The sequence below is a fragment of the Nonomuraea composti genome, from assembly GCF_012034275.1.
Taxonomy (GTDB): domain Bacteria; phylum Actinomycetota; class Actinomycetes; order Streptosporangiales; family Streptosporangiaceae; genus Nonomuraea; species Nonomuraea composti.
In genome coordinates this window covers 38,906-53,830 of sequence record NZ_JAATEP010000057.1, presented here as the reverse complement: position 1 = coordinate 53,830, position 14,925 = coordinate 38,906, and the positions used below count along the sequence as shown (strand labels likewise).

At 72.9% G+C, this 14,925-nt stretch carries 17 protein-coding genes; 12 read left to right on the top strand and 5 right to left on the bottom strand.

Translation table 11 applies throughout. The annotated features are described in order from the left end of the window. The first annotated feature begins 275 nt into the window (after nt 1–275). Genes HCN51_RS47425 through HCN51_RS47385 form a run of 9 tightly spaced genes read left to right on the top strand, consistent with a single transcriptional unit; the run spans nt 276 to nt 10,476 of the window. Nucleotides 276–1,277 carry a sugar phosphate isomerase/epimerase family protein gene (locus HCN51_RS47425; RefSeq protein WP_168018487.1) on the top strand — a complete coding sequence of 334 codons (1,002 nt, stop codon included), beginning with the start codon at nt 276–278 and terminating at the stop codon, nt 1,275–1,277. Continuing rightward, entirely contained in the window at nt 1,274–2,167 is an 894-nt protein-coding gene (locus HCN51_RS47420; protein ID WP_168018486.1) for a transketolase, read from the top strand. Before HCN51_RS47425 ends, HCN51_RS47420 begins: the two co-directional genes overlap by 4 nt. Continuing rightward, entirely contained in the window at nt 2,164–3,123 is a 960-nt protein-coding gene (locus tag HCN51_RS47415; RefSeq protein ID WP_080045871.1) for a transketolase family protein, read from the top strand. Before HCN51_RS47420 ends, HCN51_RS47415 begins: the two co-directional genes overlap by 4 nt. Continuing rightward, complete coding sequence (locus HCN51_RS47410) at nt 3,116–4,624, top strand: FGGY family carbohydrate kinase (RefSeq protein ID WP_206068719.1); 1,509 nt, start codon at nt 3,116–3,118, stop codon at nt 4,622–4,624. The genes HCN51_RS47415 and HCN51_RS47410 overlap by 8 nt, the downstream gene beginning before the upstream one ends. Beyond that, a complete protein-coding gene (locus HCN51_RS47405; RefSeq protein ID WP_168018485.1) occupies nt 4,621–5,244 on the top strand; it encodes a DUF2291 family protein in 624 nt (207 codons plus the stop codon). Before HCN51_RS47410 ends, HCN51_RS47405 begins: the two co-directional genes overlap by 4 nt. After that, the gene (locus tag HCN51_RS47400; protein WP_168018484.1) at nt 5,241–6,761 is read left to right on the top strand and encodes a sugar ABC transporter ATP-binding protein; all 1,521 of its coding nucleotides are present in this window, start codon (nt 5,241–5,243) and stop codon (nt 6,759–6,761) included. The genes HCN51_RS47405 and HCN51_RS47400 overlap by 4 nt, the downstream gene beginning before the upstream one ends. Further along, nucleotides 6,758–7,900 carry an ABC transporter permease gene (locus HCN51_RS47395; protein ID WP_168018483.1) on the top strand — a complete coding sequence of 381 codons (1,143 nt, stop codon included), beginning with the start codon at nt 6,758–6,760 and terminating at the stop codon, nt 7,898–7,900. The genes HCN51_RS47400 and HCN51_RS47395 overlap by 4 nt, the downstream gene beginning before the upstream one ends. A gap of 30 nt (nt 7,901–7,930) precedes the next feature. Further along, the gene (locus tag HCN51_RS47390) at nt 7,931–8,926 is read left to right on the top strand and encodes a D-ribose ABC transporter substrate-binding protein (RefSeq protein WP_168018482.1); all 996 of its coding nucleotides are present in this window, start codon (nt 7,931–7,933) and stop codon (nt 8,924–8,926) included. A gap of 14 nt (nt 8,927–8,940) precedes the next feature. Then, a complete protein-coding gene (locus HCN51_RS47385) occupies nt 8,941–10,476 on the top strand; it encodes a DUF1593 domain-containing protein (RefSeq protein ID WP_168018481.1) in 1,536 nt (511 codons plus the stop codon). Between the two features lie 21 nt (nt 10,477–10,497). Here HCN51_RS47385 and HCN51_RS47380 read toward each other — a convergent pair whose 3' ends face one another. Together HCN51_RS47380 and HCN51_RS47375 are read right to left on the bottom strand one after the other, a co-directional pair. Beyond that, nucleotides 10,498–11,715, bottom strand: a complete 1,218-nt coding sequence (locus tag HCN51_RS47380) for an FAD-dependent monooxygenase (RefSeq protein ID WP_168018480.1) — start codon at nt 11,713–11,715, stop codon at nt 10,498–10,500. A gap of 14 nt (nt 11,716–11,729) precedes the next feature. Further along, nucleotides 11,730–12,677: a zinc-binding alcohol dehydrogenase family protein gene (locus HCN51_RS47375; protein ID WP_240973996.1), complete on the bottom strand. Its 948-nt coding sequence runs from the start codon at nt 12,675–12,677 to the stop codon at nt 11,730–11,732. A 69-nt stretch (nt 12,678–12,746) separates the two neighbouring features. Between HCN51_RS47375 and HCN51_RS47370 the strand changes: the two genes are divergently transcribed. Beyond that, nucleotides 12,747–13,382, top strand: a complete 636-nt coding sequence (locus tag HCN51_RS47370; RefSeq protein ID WP_168018479.1) for a TetR/AcrR family transcriptional regulator C-terminal domain-containing protein — start codon at nt 12,747–12,749, stop codon at nt 13,380–13,382. A 17-nt stretch (nt 13,383–13,399) separates the two neighbouring features. Here the strand turns inward: HCN51_RS47370 and HCN51_RS61880 are convergent, their stop codons facing one another. After that, entirely contained in the window at nt 13,400–13,528 is a 129-nt protein-coding gene (locus HCN51_RS61880) for a hypothetical protein (protein WP_277350267.1), read from the bottom strand. Further along, on the bottom strand, nt 13,525–13,701 hold the full coding sequence (locus tag HCN51_RS61875; RefSeq protein WP_206068718.1) for an SDR family oxidoreductase: 177 nt from the start codon (nt 13,699–13,701) through the stop codon (nt 13,525–13,527). The genes HCN51_RS61880 and HCN51_RS61875 overlap by 4 nt, the downstream gene beginning before the upstream one ends. Before the next feature lie 70 nt (nt 13,702–13,771). Between HCN51_RS61875 and HCN51_RS61870 the strand changes: the two genes are divergently transcribed. Both HCN51_RS61870 and HCN51_RS47350 read left to right on the top strand, forming a co-directional pair. Next, nucleotides 13,772–14,218: a LysR family transcriptional regulator gene (locus HCN51_RS61870; protein WP_168018478.1), complete on the top strand. Its 447-nt coding sequence runs from the start codon at nt 13,772–13,774 to the stop codon at nt 14,216–14,218. Nucleotides 14,219–14,383: 165 nt separating this feature from the next. Next, nucleotides 14,384–14,686, top strand: coding sequence for a type 2 periplasmic-binding domain-containing protein (locus HCN51_RS47350; RefSeq protein WP_168018477.1), 303 nt, complete (start codon nt 14,384–14,386; stop codon nt 14,684–14,686). Here the strand turns inward: HCN51_RS47350 and HCN51_RS47345 are convergent. After that, nucleotides 14,676–14,921 carry a hypothetical protein gene (locus tag HCN51_RS47345; RefSeq protein WP_168018476.1) on the bottom strand — a complete coding sequence of 82 codons (246 nt, stop codon included), beginning with the start codon at nt 14,919–14,921 and terminating at the stop codon, nt 14,676–14,678. The genes HCN51_RS47350 and HCN51_RS47345 overlap by 11 nt on opposite strands. Nucleotides 14,922–14,925: the final 4 nt, after the last annotated feature.

The window sequence follows — 14,925 nt, the reverse complement described above, 5'->3', positions numbered from 1 at the left end:
GCTGCTCCGCGTTCTGCGCGGCGGGCAGGTCGGGGCCGCGTGTCGCGTCGGGAACGAGCGGTTCTCACTACGGAAGGTCGCTCAGAGTCATTGACAGACATGCACGGATCAGCCAATCTACGGACACGGAAAATTATGCACTATCGCATAATTATGCACCACTGGGAGACTGCGATGCGCCGGCACTGACGGGGTGGAGGAGCCTCCACCCGGCCTGCTCCTGGAAGACCTGCCCGCCGAGCGACAAAGCGGATGACGAGCGAGGAGTGATCGACATGACTGATCTGCCCACCTTTGGTGCTGGTATCTGGCATTTCGCCACCTACAAGGACCGTTACGCCACCGACGGCTACGGGCCGCCGGTCGGGCTGCTGGAGCAGATCGACCGCGCGGGCGCCGTGGGCGAGCTGTCGGTGGTGGACCTGAACTGGCCGTTCGTGGGTTTCGACGGGACGCTCGACGACGTCAAGGCCGCGCTGGCGAACAACGGCCTCAAAGCGATCGCGGTCACGCCTGAGATCTACACGCGTGACTTCGTGAAGGGCTCGTTCACCAACCCGGATCCGGCGGTGCGCAAGAAGGCGCTGGCGTTGATGCACGACGCCACCGAGGTGGCGCTGGAGCTGGGCTGTTCGTACGTGAAACTGTGGCCGGGCCAGGACGGCTGGGACTACCCGTTCCAGGTGAACTACCACGACGTGTGGCAGCTCGCCCTCGACGGCCTCAAGGAGCTGTGCTCGGCCCACCCCGAGATCAACTACGTGATCGAGTACAAGCCGCGCGAGCCCCGCGTGAAGATCGTCTTTCCGAGCGTGGCCCGCACGCTGCTCGGCATCGAGCGCATCGGCCTGCCGAACCTGGGCATCCTGCTCGACTTCGGACACTCCCTCTACGGCCAGGAGACCCCGGCCGACGCCGCCCAGCTCGCCATCGACCACGGGCGGCTGTTCGCGATCGACGTCAACGACAACATGCGCGGCTGGGACGACGACATGGTGGTCGGCTCGGTGCACCTGGTGGAGACGTTCGAGTTCTTCCACACCCTGCGCAGGAACAACTGGGACGGCGTCTGGCAGCTCGACCAGTTCCCCTTCCGCGAGGACAGCGTGCAGGCCGCCAAGCAGGCGATCCGCTTCCTGAAGGCGATCCACCGCGCGCTCGACGTCCTCGACGACGACGCGCTCGCGCGGGCGCAGGCCGCGCACGACGCGCTGGCCGCCCAACGGCTCGTGCAGAACGCGCTGCTGACCTCGATGGCCGGGCTGGAGAGCGCATGACGGACCTGGCCGTGCACGAGCACGTCGGCCTGCCCGTCTTCGAGCGGCTCGGCCCGCACGCGAGCCGGGCCGAGCAGGTCGCGCACCTGGCCGAGGCCGCCCGCCAGATCCGCATCCAGGACCTCAAGCTCGTCCACCACGCCCGGGCCGGGCACATCGGCGGCGACTTCTCCGCCATCGACATCCTGACCACCCTGTACGGGGCGGTGCTCGACATCAGCCCCGACCGGGTCGCCGACCCGGAGCGCGACCGGTTCATCCTGAGCAAGGGCCACGTCGCGGGCGCGCTCTACACGACGCTGGCCGCGTTCGGGTTCCTGCCGGTGGCCGAGCTGGCGACGTTCCTGCAGCCGCTGTCGGCGCTGAACGGCCACCCGAACCGGACGAAGGTGGCGGGCGTCGAGGCCAACACCGGCCCCCTCGGGCACGGGCTGCCGGTCGCGGTCGGGCACGCGCTGTCGGCCAAGCTGGACGGCTCCCCGCGCCGCACCTACGTCCTCGTGGGCGACGGCGAGCTGCAGGAGGGCAGCAACTGGGAGGCGATGATGGCCGCCTCCCAGCACCGGCTCGACCGGCTCACCGTGATCGTCGACCGCAACCGGCTCCAGCAGGGGGCGGCGGTCAAGGAGACCAACGACCTCGACCCGCTGCACGACAAGGCCACCGCCTTCGGGTTCGCCGTGGCTGAGGTGGACGGGCACGACCACGGAACGCTGCTGGACGTGCTGGCGCAGGTGCCGGCCCAGCCGGGCAGGCCCACCTTCGTGATCGCCCACACGCACAAGGGTCATCCGATCTCGTTCATGAGCGACAACGTCGCCTGGCACCACAAGGTGCCGGACGAAGCCGAGTACCACCAGGCGCTCGCCGAACTGGAGGACAAGCCATGACCCCGCCCCCCTCGGTCGCCGACCGGCCCCGCTTCGACTGCCGGGACGCCTACGTGGCGACCCTGTCGGAGCTGGCGCACGAGGACCATCGGATCGTCGGCGTGGTCAACGACTCGGTCGGCTCCAGCAAGCTCACCGGCTTCCGCAGCTCCTTCCCCGATCGGCTGATCAACGTCGGCATCGCCGAGCAGGATATGGTCGGCGTGGCCGCCGGCCTGGCCAACGGCGGGCGCATCCCGTTCGTCTCGGCGGCCTCCTGCTTCCTGACCGCGCGGGCGCTGGAGCAGATCAAGGCCGATGTCGCCTACTCCAACCACAACGTCAAGCTGTGCGGCATGAGCCCCGGCCTGGCCTATGGCGAGCTGGGTCCCACCCACCACTCCATCGAGGACATCGCCTGGCTGCGGGCGATCGACAACCTGACCGTCATCGTCCCGGCCGACCCGGTCGAGACGAGCGCCGCGCTGCGCTGGGCCGCCCAGGTGGAGGGGCCGGTGTTCGTCCGGGTCAGCCGCATGAGCGTGCCGCAGGTCAACGCCGACGACTACACCTTCACCCCCGGCCGGGCGGTGACGTTGCGCGACGGCGGCGACGTGACGCTGATCGCCAACGGCACCGTGCTGTGGCGCGCCCTGGTGGCCGCCGAGCAGCTCGAAGCCGAAGGGATCTCGGCGCGGGTGCTGTCGATGCCGACGGTCAAGCCGCTCGACGTGGACGCGGTGGTGGCGGCGGCGCGGGAGACCGCGGGCATCGTCACCGTCGAGGAGTCGACCATCGCCGGCGGCCTCGGAGGTGCCGTCGCCGAGACCGTCGTCCAGCACCACCCGGCCCGCGTCACCATCCTCGGCATCCCCGGGTTCGCCCCCACCGGCTCCGCGGCCTTCCTGCTCGACCGTTACGGCATGTCCCCCGAAGGCATCGCCGACGCCGCACGGAGCCTCGCCCGCCATGGCTAGCCCGCTCATCCTGGCCATCGACCAGGGCACCAGCTCCACCAAGGCCCTCCTTGTGGACGGCGAAGGGCGCGTGCTCTCCCGCGCGTCCGCACCGCTCGCCGAGACCCAGCCCCGGCCGGGCTGGGTGGAGCAGGACCCGGAGGAGCTGTGGCAGAGCGTGCGGCAGGCGGTCGCCGCATGCGTCACCCCCGACCGGGCCCGCCGGGTCGCCGGCGTCGGGATCAGCAACCAGCGCGAATCCCTCGTCCTGTGGGAGCGCCGCACCGGCAAGCCGCTCGGGCCGCTGCTGAGCTGGCAGGACCAGCGCACCACCGGCCGCTGCCGCGAGCTGGCCGCCGAGGCCGAGCTGGTGCGCTCGGTCAGCGGGATGCCGCTGGACCCGATGTTCTCCGCGCTCAAGGCGCGCTGGCTGCTCGACACGTACGGGCGGAGCGAGGTCTGTCTCGGGACGGTCGACTCGTGGCTGCTCAGCCGCTTCGGCGGGGAGCACGTCATCGAGGCCGGCAACGCCTCCCGCACCCAGCTCCTCGGCGTCGAGACCGCGCGGTGGGACCCGGGGCTGCTGGAGCTGTTCGGGGTGCCGGCCGAGGTGCTGCCGCGCGTCGTGTCCTCGTTCGGGCCGTTCCCCGCCGTCCGCGACCTCGCGCCGCTGCCGGACGGGGTGCCGGTGCTGGCCGTCCTGGGAGACTCGCACGCGGCGATGTTCGCCCACGCCGGCTGGCGGCCCGGCGTCGTCAAGGCGACCTACGGGACCGGCTCGTCGGTGATGGCCATCGGCGGTGGACGGTCGGCGGGGCTGTGCCGCAGCATCGCCTGGGACCTCGGCGACGGGCCCGTCCCGGCCGTCGAAGGCAACATCCGCGCCACCGGCCGGACCATCACCTGGCTGTCGGAGCTGCTGGGCGTGCCCGCCGAGACGCTGCTGGCCGAGGCGGAGGGCGCCGACGCGGACGGGGTGACGTTCGTGCCCGCGTTCGGCGGGCTCGGCGCCCCCTGGTGGGAGCCGGACGCCACCCCCGTCATCACCGGCTTCTCCCTCGGCACGCGGCGCGCCCAGCTCGCCGCCGCCGCGCTGGAGGCCGTCGCCTTCCAGGTCGAGGACGTCGTGACCGCCGTCGAGGAGGCGGCCGGGCAGGTCCGCGTCCTCATGGCGGACGGCGGGCTCACCCGCAGCGCCCGGCTCATGCGGCTCCAGGCCGACCTCAGCGGGCGCACCGTGGCGCGCTCCGGCGAGCACGACCTGTCCGCGCTCGGCGCCGCCGACGCCGCCGGGCTCGCCGCCGGGCTCTGGACGACCGAGGAGCTGGAGTGCCGCCCGAGGCCGGCCGAGGAGTTCCGGCCGGCGGCGGACGGCTCCTACCGGCGGGCGCGCCACGCCACCTGGCGTGCGGCGGTCCGCCGGGCCCGGCCCTGCCAGGAGAGCCAGGACGCCCGCGAGGAGAGCCAGGACGCCCGCGAGGACAGCCGGGCCCGTCCCGACGAGGAAAGGAGCAGCACATGACCGCGAGGGTGCCGGCCCGCTGGATCGCCGGCGCGGCGGTCGCCGCGCTGGTCGTGCTCATGGCGGTGGACACGGAGTACCGCACCGCCGAGACGGCCGCCGCGGCGGCGCCCGCGACGTTCGACCCGGCCGCGTTCGGCGCGCGGAACTACGAGGCCAAGGTCGTGCCGGCCATCAAGCAGTCCGCCGTGGACCTGCCGGTGCTGCTCAAGGCGCTGGCCGAGGACAAGGAGGCGGCCGGGCGGACGTACGGCAAGCGCCAGGGCACCGGCCCGTACACCTTCGCCGTCAAGGGCAGGGGCGAGGCCGGGCAGGCCCGCTCGGGTCTGCTGCCGGTGACCGTCGAGGGCGTGCCGCCCGGCACGCGGGTGTCGCTGCAGATCGGCCCGGCCATCAACGGCACCGCGCTGCGCGACGCCGCCGGCTTCATCACGTTCGGCCAGTTCACCAACCAGGTCGAGTACGCCGACGCGGCGACCGCGCTGAACGACGAGCTGCGCGCCACGCTCCTCAAGAGCCTGGACGCGGCCGCCCTGGACGGCAAGGAGATCTCGTTCACCGGCGCGTTCACCCTGCTCACCCCGCAGACGGTGACGATCACCCCGGTGGAGATCTCATGACGCTGCGGGCCCGCGAGGTCACCAAGGTCTACGGCGGCACGCACGCGCTCAAGGGCGTGGACTTCGCCGTCGCGCCCGGCCGCGTCACCGCGCTGTTCGGGGAGAACGGCGCCGGAAAGTCCACGCTGATGAAGATCCTGGCCGGGATCGAGCAGCCCACGACCGGCCACGTCGAGCTGGACGGCAGGCCGGTGCGGCTGGCCTCCTCGCGGGACGCCGCCGACCAGGGCATCGCCATCATCCACCAGGAGCTGAGCCTGTGCCCGAACCTCAGCATCACCGACAACCTGTTCCTGGCCCGCGAGCTGCGCACCCCGTTCGGCGCGGTGGACCGCGGGGCGCAGCGCGAGCGCACGCTCGCCGTGCTGCGCACCCTGGAGGAGGACCTCGACCCGGACACGCCGGTGGCCGACCTGCGGCTCGGCCAGCAGCAGATCGTGGAGATCGCCCGGGCGCTGCTCCAGGACACCCGTGTGCTGATCATGGACGAGCCCACCTCCGCGCTCACCGCGCCCGAGGTGGAGGTGCTGTTCAGGGTCATCCGAGACCTGACCTCGCGCGGGGTCGCCGTCGTCTACATCTCCCACCACCTGGACGAGGCGCTCGACATCGCCGACGACGTGGTGGTGCTGCGTGACGGCACGCTGGTGGCCACCGCCGAGGCGGCCGAGGTGGACCTGCGCTGGATCGTCGAGCAGATGGTCGGCCGCGACCAGGACACCCTGTTCCCCGACCGCGACTCGCAGGCGGGGGAGCCCGTGCTCGACCTGCGGGAGCTGGTCGTGACCGACCCCGCCAACCCCGACCGGCTCGCCGTCGGCGGCGTGAGCCTGACCCTGCGCGCCGGGGAGATCGTCGGCGTCTACGGGCTCATGGGCTCCGGACGTACGGAACTGCTCGAAGCGCTCGCCGGGCGCATCCCGCCCGCGTCCGGCGAGATCGTCCTGGCCGGCGAGCCGCTGACCCGGGCGGGCATCCGCGACCGCATCCGGCGCGGCCTCATCCTCGTCCCCGAGGACCGGCAGCGCGACGGGCTCGTGCAGACCATGACCGTCGGCGAGAACCTGTCGCTGGCCGGCCTCTACCAGTACGTGCGGCGGCTGTTCGTCTCGGCCGCCCGCGAGGGCGCGGCCGTGCGCCGCGTCATCACCGACATCACCGTCAAGACCAGCGGCGCCAAGGCGGCCATCGGCTCGCTCAGCGGCGGCAACCAGCAGAAAGTCGTCATCGGCAAGGCGCTGCTGACCGGGCCGCGCGTGCTGCTGCTGGACGAGCCGTCGCGCGGCGTGGACGTCGGCGCCAAGGCCGACATCTTCCAGCTCATGGCCGTGCAGGCGCGCCGCGGGCTGGCCGTGTTGTTCACCACCTCCGAAGCCGAGGAAGCCCTGCACATCCCCGACCGGCTGCTCGTGCTCGCCCGCGGCACCGTCGTCGGCGAGTACCGGCGCGGAGAGATCGATCGGGAGGAACTCATGCGCGTATCCGACGGCGCCACGAACGGAGGTGCGCTCCGATGACCTCGACCACGTCCACGCCGGCGGCCGAGACCGCCCGGCCGGACCGGGCCGCCGCCACGGCCCGCCGGCTGTCCCTCCTGAACGTGGCCTTCGAGCTGCGCGCGTTCATCGCCCTGGCCGTGCTCATCGTGGTGTTCAGCGTGCTGTCCGACGCGTTCCTGACCGTCCCGAACCTGATCACCATGACCAAGCACGTGGCGATCAACGCCGTGATCGCGCTCGGCATGCTGCTGGTCATCCTCAAGGGCGGCATCGACCTGTCGGTCGGCTCGATCGTCGGCCTGTCCGGCGTGGTCGCCGGCGAGCTGCTGGGCGGCCTGCACGTCGGCGGCGTGATCGCCTATCCGCCCGTGTGGGTGGTGATCGTGCTGTGCGTCGGCGTCGGCGCGCTGGTCGGCGTCGTCAACGGCGTGCTCGTCACCCGCTTCAACGTGGCGCCGTTCATCGCCACGCTCGGCATGCTGTACGTGGCGCGCGGTGCCGCGATGCTCATCTCCGACGGCGCCACCTACCCCAACCTGGCCGGCAACCCCGCCTTCGGCAACACCGGCTTCGGCCTGCTGGGCAGCGGCCGGCCGCTCGGCCTGCCCACCTCCATCTGGATCATGATCGTGCTGGCGGTGGCGGTCGTGCTGCTGCTGGCCAAGTCGCCGTTCGGCCGCTGGCTGTACGCGACCGGCGGCAACGAGCGGGCCGCCGACCTGTCCGGCGTGCCGATCCGCCGGGTCAAGACCATCGTGTACGTGATCTCGGGCGCGTGCGCGGCCGTGGCCGGGCTCATCATCGCCTCCGAGCTGACCTCGGCCGCGCCGCAGGCGGGGGAGACGTACGAGCTGAACGCCATCGCCGCCGTGGTGATCGGCGGGGCCGCGCTCAGCGGCGGCCGGGGGACCGTGCGCGGCACCCTGGTCGGCGCGTTCGTCATCGGCTTCCTGGCCGACGGCCTGGTGATCCTGGGCGTCTCGACGTTCTGGCAGATCCTCATCAAGGGCGCCGTGATCATCCTCGCGGTCATGCTCGACCAGGGCCAGCAGCGCTTCAAGCGCCGGGGGGCCGCCGCCGCGGCGGTCGCCGCGACCCGGCACCACGACCAGCCGGCACCGCCCCCGAGCGTCGCGGCGACCGAGCACCACGACTAGACAGCACCACCCCCCACAAGGAGAACCATCATGCGCCGTGTCCTCACCATGGCCCTGTCCCTGACCATCGGTTGCGCCGCCCTGACCGCCTGCGGTGGCGGTGGCGGCGGCGAGCAGCCCGCGGCCGGCGCGTCCGCGAGCGGCGGCGCCTCGGGCGCGGCCGGCGGGCTGATCGCCGTCATCACCCCGTCCCACGACAACCCGTTCTTCAAGGCCGAGGCCGACGCGGCCAAGGCGCAGGCGGAGAAGCTCGGCTATCAGACGTCCGTGGCCTCCCACGACGACGACCCGAACAAGCAGAGCGAGCTGATCGACGCCGCCATCTCCCGCCAGGCCAAGGCGATCATCCTGGACAACGCCGGCGCCGACGCCTCCATCGGCCCCGTCCGCAAGGCCACCGAGGCCGGGGTGCCCGTCTTCCTCATCGACCGCGAGATCAACGCCACCGGCATCGCCAAGGCGCAGATCGTCTCCAACAACTCGCAGGGCGCCCAGCTCGCCGCGCAGTCGTTCGTCGAGGCGATGAAGAGCAAGGGCAACTACGTCGAGCTGGTCGGCAAGGAGTCCGACACCAACGCGAGTGTCCGCTCCAAGGGCTTCGCCGACGTCATCTCCCAGTACCCCGACATGAAGCAGGTCGCCAAGGAGAGCGCCAACTGGGACCAGCAGGAGGCGTTCACCAAGATGGAGACCATCATCCAGAAGAACCGCGACATCCAGGGCGTCATCGCCGGCAACGACACCATGGCCCTGGGCGCGGTGGCCGCGCTGAAGGCGGCGAACCTGCTGGACAAGGTCACGGTCGTCGGCTTCGACGGCAGCCCCGACGCCATCGCCGCCATCAAGGCGGGCGAGATGCACGCCACCGCCCTCCAGCCCGCCGCGCTCGGCGCCACCAGCGCCGTGGACCAGGCCGACCAGTTCATCAAGACCGGCAAGACCGGCAAGGAGGAGAAGCAGTCGATCGACTGCGAGCTGGTCACCAAGGACAACGCCGACGACTTCGGCGTCTTCGCCCGCAAGTAGAGCGGAGCACAGCGATGGGACAGACCGCGACCTTACTGAGCCGCCTGCTGATCTGCGCGCTGACCGTCGTCGGCACCGCCGCCGCGGCGCCGCCCGCCGTGGCCGGCGACGCCCGTCACGGCGACGCGGACCGCAGGCCACGCGTGATCCTCATGCACGACCCCGAGCTGGACGACCAGAACACGCTGATCCGCTACCTGCTCTACAGCAACGAGTTCGACACCGAAGGGCTGCTGTACGCCAGCAGCGGCGTGCACTGGGCCGGCGACGGCAAGGGCACCACGTGGTTCGTCCCCGGCCGCGAGTACGACCGGCCAGGGCTGAACCTCTGCCCGTGCACCTCCTGGCGGTGGAAGCCCGGAGAGCGGTTCATCCACGAGGCCGTCGACCTGTACGCGCGGGCGTACCCGAACCTGAAGGCGCACGCCCGGGGCTACCCGAGCCCCGGCGAGCTGAAGTCGAAGATCCTCGACGGCAACATCGCGTTCGACGGCGACATCTCCACGGACTCTCCCGGCTCCGACCTCATCAGGCGCAAGCTCCTCGACGACGAGCCCGGCCCGCTCCACCTGCTCACCGGCGCGGGCCAGAGCACGATCGCCCGCGCCCTGAAGTCCATCAAGGACCAGTACGAGGGCACGCCGCAGTGGCCGGCGATCTACCGCAAGGTGTCGCGGAAGGCCGTCATCCAGTCGTGGGGAGACCAGGACGACACCTACGCCCGGTACATCGGGCCGAACTGGCCGGATGTCGAGTTCCGCCAGATGGCCACCACCATCTGGGGCTACGGCGCCCGCCGGGCCGTCCTGCCGCAGGACGCCGAGCTGCTGTCGGCCGCCTGGACCAGGGCTAACGTCTCCGAGGTCGGCCCGTTCGGGCCGTTCTACCGGGTGTGGGGCGACGGCAGGCAGATGGTGCCCGGCGACATCTTCGACTTCTTCGGCTTCTCCGGCGTGACCGCCGAGCAGCTCCGGGAGCAGGGCTACATCGTGTGGACCGCCCTCCAGGAGAAGGGGTCGTGGATCTCCGAAGGGGACACCTCGATCTTCATGAACCTCCTGGACAACGGCCTGCGCGCCGGCACCGACGCGAGCTGGGGCGGCTGGGGCGGGCGCGCCGGCACCGACGTCGGCCCCGGCGGCACCCCGTCCGCCGACTACGCCGCCACCCGCTGGTTCCGCGCCGCGCAGCACGACTTCGCCGCCCGGCTGAAGTGGACCACCACCCCCGCGTTCTCCCAGGTGAACCACCAGCCGGCCGTCAGCGTCGCCGGGCCGCTGGACCGCGACGTCCGGCCCGGCCGGACGGTGACGCTGAACGGGCGGGTCACCGACCCCGACCGCGACGCCGTCACCGCCACCTGGTGGCAGTACACCGACGCCGGCACCTATCCCGGCACGGTCGAGGTGACCCAGCGCGACGGCGCGGCCCGGGTCCGCGTCCCGCGTGACGCGCGGCCCGGCCAGACCATCCACCTCATCCTGCAAGGCACGGACGCCGGCACCCCGGCGCTCACCTCGTACCAGCGGGTGGTGCTGAGCGTGCGGTGAGCAGCCGGGCGGGGCGCGCCGTCACGACGGACCTTCCTTCGCGGCGGCGCGGGCCCTGGCGAGCCGACGTTCCCGGGCCCTGGCGAGCCGGCGTTCCCGGGCCGCGCACGCGAGGCGCACGACCACCGAGCGGACGGCCTCGGCGGGGCGGTTGGACGGCACGAACAGCTGCCGCTTCAACCGGGCGAGGCGCTGGTGCCGGGTGATGGGCGGGCGCAGCCGGGACTCCCAGGCGGCCAGCGCGGCGCGGAGGTCGCCGGGGCTCTCCCGCAGGGCCCGGCCGAGCTCGGCGCCGCCCCGCAGGGCGAAGGTGGCGCCCATGCCCGAGTACAGGTTCAGGCACCAGGCCGCGTCGCCCACCAGCACCACCCTTCCCCTGCTCCATCGGGGCATCTTCACCTGGTGCACCGAGTCGAACAGGAAGTCCGGCGCCTGCTCCAGCGCGTTCAGGGCGTGCCGCACCACGGGGTCGTCCATGTCGGAGAACGCGGTGCGCAGCCGCTCGATCCTCGACCCGGTGAACTGCCCTGCGACGTCGTCGGTGCGGTAGGTCAGCAGGGCGGTCGGCGGCCGGTCGGCGAACCCGAACACCCACGCCCCCCGGCCCGCGCGGGCGCTGATGACGCTGTCGGCCGCCGCGAAGGACGGCACCTGCTCCTCCAGCGGGAACGCGCAGATCATCGCGTTCCACGCGGTCATGTACTCCTCGTGCGGGCCGAAGACCATGCGGCGCACGCCCGACCGCATCCCGTCGGCGCCGACGACCAGGTCGAAGCTCTCGCGGTGCCACGTGGCGGCGCCGGTCTCCTCCAGCAGCACGCGGGCCCTGGCGCCGGTGTCGTCGATCTCGACGGGTTTCGTGGCGAACCGTACGGGGATGGGGTCGCTCGTCCCGTCCCCCTGGACGCCCTCCCAGAGCGCGGCCTCGATGTCGCCGCGGACGACCGCGGCGGGCGCGCCCGGCTGGTGCAGGAAGCCCAGGCCGGGCTCGCGGGCGCCGCGCCGGGTCAGCGAGTACGCCTTCCCGCCGTCCGGCGGGTTGCGGGTGTGCAGGTGGGCGGCGATGCCGAGGTCGGCGGCGGCCCGCCGGCCCTCCGGCATGAGGCCGACGAAGTAGCCGCCCCTGCGGCGGCCGGGGGCTCGTTCGACGATGACGGGCTGCCAGCCGGCCTGCCGCAGCCCGATCGCCGCGGCCATGCCGGCGATCCCGAGCCCGACGACCAGTGCGCGTCTCTCCATGGTGCCGCTTCTCCTCAAGATCGGTCGGGGACGACGACGGCGCGGGTGGGCCCCTGGTGCGCCCACGCCTCGCCGACCCGGCTGAGCGGGAAGGCGGTGTACGGGGCGTCGAAGGTGCCGTCGGCGAACCGGGCGATGACCTCGGGGAACGCGGCGATCATCGCGGCCTTCGAGACCGAGCCGGCGCCGCTGCCGCTGATCCGGATCGGCCGGCTGCGCAGCAGGGACGCGGGCAGCGCCGCCTCACCGCCGGCGAGCGAGCCGATCTGCACGTAGTCGAGCGCCGACCTGCCGGTCCTGCCCAGCGCGGCGAAGGCGGCCTCGGCGACGGGGCCCCACACGAAGTCGAGCACGAGCGTGGGCTGCGCCTCGGCGACGGCGGCGGTGAGGGCGGCCGCCCCGGCGTCGGGTGCCGTGAGCGGAACGGTGACGGCGCCGAGGCCGCGCAGCCGGTCCAGCGCCTCGTGGTCGCGCCCGGCCGCGATGACGTGCTGCGCGCCGAGGGACAGCGCCGCCCGTACGGCGAGGCTGCCCGACATGCCGGTCGCCCCCAGCACGAGGACGGTGCCAAGCCCGCCCGCCTCCTTCTGGTGCTCGACCAGCGGGATCCAGCCCGCCGTGGCGGGGTTCATGCCGGCGGCGACGGCCAGCGGGTCGGCCCCGGCGGGCACCTCCACCTCGAACGGGGTGACCAGCCACTCGGCCATCGTGCCCCACGGCGCGCGGGCGAGGCCCGTGTAGACCAGCCGGCCGTCGTCGGTCCTGGCGACGGCGTCGACGCCGGGCACGAGGGGGTAGGTCGTGCCGCTGCCGTAGTGGCGGCCGGCGGCCAGCCCGCGGACGACGTGGTGGAGGCCGGCGCCGACGAGCCTCAGCGGCGCCTTGCCCGGCTGCTGCTCCGGGTCGGGGAAGTCGGCGCAGACGGGCGCCGATTCGGGGGTGGTGACGACTGCGGCACGCATGACACGCTCCTGAACTTAGTTCAATTCCGACGTCACCCACCGTGCCTGAACTTTGTTAAGCTGTCAACCGTGGCGAAGGGCATCACGCGGGAGCGGATCGTGGCGGCGGCGTTCGAGCTGCTCAACGAGAAGGGCATGGACGCTCTGACCGTCCGCGCGCTCGCCTCCCGGCTCGGCGTGGGCGCCCCCGCGCTCTACTGGCACGTCCGCAACAAGCAGGAACTGCTGGACGAGATGAGCACGTCCGTCATGCGGCGCGTCATCGAGGCCCTGGAGAAGATCGACCACGGCGCGGGCTGGCGTGCCGACCTCGCCGCCTACGCCCGCGTCCTGCGCTCGGAATACCTGCTCTACCGCGACGGCGCGCGCATCTTCAGCGGCACGCGCTACTCCGACGCCGAGGTGGTGCGGGCGAAGGAGCACTGGCTCGGGCGCCTGACCGCGGCCGGGTTCTCGCTGGCCGCGGCCGACGACGCCATCGACCTGGTCGGCGCGTTCGTGGTCGGGTTCGTGATCGAGGAGCAGGAGCGCAGCCAGTCCGCGGGCGCCGACCCGGCCCGCTACTCGCTGGCCGGGCGCGACGCGTGGCTCGGCGAGGGCGCCGACCTGGTCAAGGCCGCCGGGCACCTGCGCGACGACGGCGATCGCCGGTTCGACCGGCAGCTCGGCGTCCTCCTCGACGGGCTCGCGGCCCAGCTGCGCTGACCGCCCCGGGGTCCGGCTCAGCCGGCCAGCGCCGGCTTGATGCTCTCTTCGGCGAACGCGCGGAACGTGGTGGGCGTGGTGCGCGCGGCGGTGCGCGGCAGGGCGTTGTTGACGCCGCGCTCGCCGGCGAGATCCATGTCGATCATCGACTGGGCCATCGCCTCGGAGAAGCCCCGGGGACCTGCCGCTCGTCGCCGAGGATCCCGGCGTTGTTGACCAGGACGTCCAGCCGTCCGTACCGGGCCGCGACCTCCTCGGCCGCCGCCGCGACGGTGCCGGCGTCGGTGACGTCCAGGGCGATGCTCCTCGTTCCCGTCATGCGGCCAGCTCACCAGCCGGCAGTCGGCGGCCCCAACACCGATGGAGCCTCGCACCCATACCCTGAAGGTATGGATTCGCGGGAGCTGGCCTACTTCGTCGCGGTCGCCGAGGAACGCAACTTCACCCGGGCCGCCGACCGGCTCGGCATCGCCCAGCCGCCGCTGTCCCGGACGATCCAGCGCCTGGAGCGCCGGCTCGGCGTCCGCCTGCTGGAGCGCACCAGCCGCCACGTGTCGCTCACCCGCGCCGGCGAGGTCCTGCTCAAGGAGGGCCGCAAGGCGCTGGACGGCCTCGCGGCGGCCGAACGGCTGGCCCAGCGCGCCGGGCGGGCGCTCACGGTGGTCACGAAACCGGGCGGCGACGCCGGCCTGCTCGGGCCCCTCCTCGACCGGTTCGCCGCGCACCCCGACGCGGTCGAGGTCGAGGTGCTCATCTGCGGCATCGGCGAGGAGCAGGCCCTGCTGCGCGGCGGGACGGCCGACCCGCGCTGCTGCGCCTGCCCCAGGCCGACCTGACCGGCCTCGCCACCGAGGAGCTGCTGACCGAGCGCGAGATGGTGGTGCTGCCGCGCACCCACCGGCTCGCCGGGCGGGCCGCGGTCCGACCTGGCCGGCGAGACCTTCCCGCGCTGGACGGCGCGGTGGCCGGGCACGGGGCCGGTCATCAGCGACACGGGCCAGGTGGCCGAGCTGATCGCGCTCGGCCGCATGGTCGCCGTGCTGCCCGAATCGGTCGCCCGGAACCTCGGCCGCGGCCTGGCCGCCGTGCCCCTCGACGGCCGCCGGACGACGCTGCTCGCCGTCTGGCGCGAGGAGCGCCGCGACCGCGCGCTCGCCGCGCTCGTCCGCACCGCCGCCGAGGTCGCCATGCCGTTCCGCACCGCCACCGAGGTCGCCGTGACGCGCTCGGCGTCGGCGGCCTCGGCGGCGGGGTCGGCGGGGTCGGCGGGATCGGGCGTCGTCGGACGCGCGGTCACGTCCTGAGGCCGCCGAGGATCACCCACAGCACGCCCGCCTGAACCAGGCCCGCCACGTCGATGGCCAGCATCCAGGCGATCCCGCTCAGGCTGGTCAGGGAGACGAGATAACTCAGCGGGAGGGTCATCACGGTCTGCGCCATGACGAAGACGTCCGGCACGCCGCTCCGCGACGCCAGCCACCCGGCGAGCCCGAGGAGCACGACCAGCGCCGCGTAACTCCCCGCTATCCAGGTGGCCACTGCC

What these genes read in the sequence shown, in the direction of transcription:
- HCN51_RS47425 (WP_168018487.1), top strand. Translation starts at nt 276, where the DNA reads ATGACTGATCTGCCCACCTTTGGTGCTGGTATCTGGCATTTCGCCACC.
- HCN51_RS47415 (WP_080045871.1), top strand. Translation starts at nt 2,164, where the DNA reads ATGACCCCGCCCCCCTCGGTCGCCGACCGGCCCCGCTTCGACTGCCGG.
- HCN51_RS61880 (WP_277350267.1), bottom strand. Translation starts at nt 13,528, where the DNA reads ATGATCGACATGGATCTCGCCGGCGAGCGCGGCGTCAACAACGCCCTG.
- HCN51_RS47400 (WP_168018484.1), top strand. Translation starts at nt 5,241, where the DNA reads ATGACGCTGCGGGCCCGCGAGGTCACCAAGGTCTACGGCGGCACGCAC.
- HCN51_RS47405 (WP_168018485.1), top strand. Translation starts at nt 4,621, where the DNA reads ATGACCGCGAGGGTGCCGGCCCGCTGGATCGCCGGCGCGGCGGTCGCC.
- HCN51_RS47410 (WP_206068719.1), top strand. Translation starts at nt 3,116, where the DNA reads ATGGCTAGCCCGCTCATCCTGGCCATCGACCAGGGCACCAGCTCCACC.
- HCN51_RS47385 (WP_168018481.1), top strand. Translation starts at nt 8,941, where the DNA reads ATGGGACAGACCGCGACCTTACTGAGCCGCCTGCTGATCTGCGCGCTG.
- HCN51_RS47390 (WP_168018482.1), top strand. Translation starts at nt 7,931, where the DNA reads ATGCGCCGTGTCCTCACCATGGCCCTGTCCCTGACCATCGGTTGCGCC.
- HCN51_RS47395 (WP_168018483.1), top strand. Translation starts at nt 6,758, where the DNA reads ATGACCTCGACCACGTCCACGCCGGCGGCCGAGACCGCCCGGCCGGAC.
- HCN51_RS47420 (WP_168018486.1), top strand. Translation starts at nt 1,274, where the DNA reads ATGACGGACCTGGCCGTGCACGAGCACGTCGGCCTGCCCGTCTTCGAG.
- HCN51_RS61870 (WP_168018478.1), top strand. Translation starts at nt 13,772, where the DNA reads ATGGATTCGCGGGAGCTGGCCTACTTCGTCGCGGTCGCCGAGGAACGC.
- HCN51_RS47380 (WP_168018480.1), bottom strand. Translation starts at nt 11,715, where the DNA reads ATGGAGAGACGCGCACTGGTCGTCGGGCTCGGGATCGCCGGCATGGCC.
- HCN51_RS47375 (WP_240973996.1), bottom strand. Translation starts at nt 12,677, where the DNA reads ATGCGTGCCGCAGTCGTCACCACCCCCGAATCGGCGCCCGTCTGCGCC.
- HCN51_RS61875 (WP_206068718.1), bottom strand. Translation starts at nt 13,701, where the DNA reads ATGACGGGAACGAGGAGCATCGCCCTGGACGTCACCGACGCCGGCACC.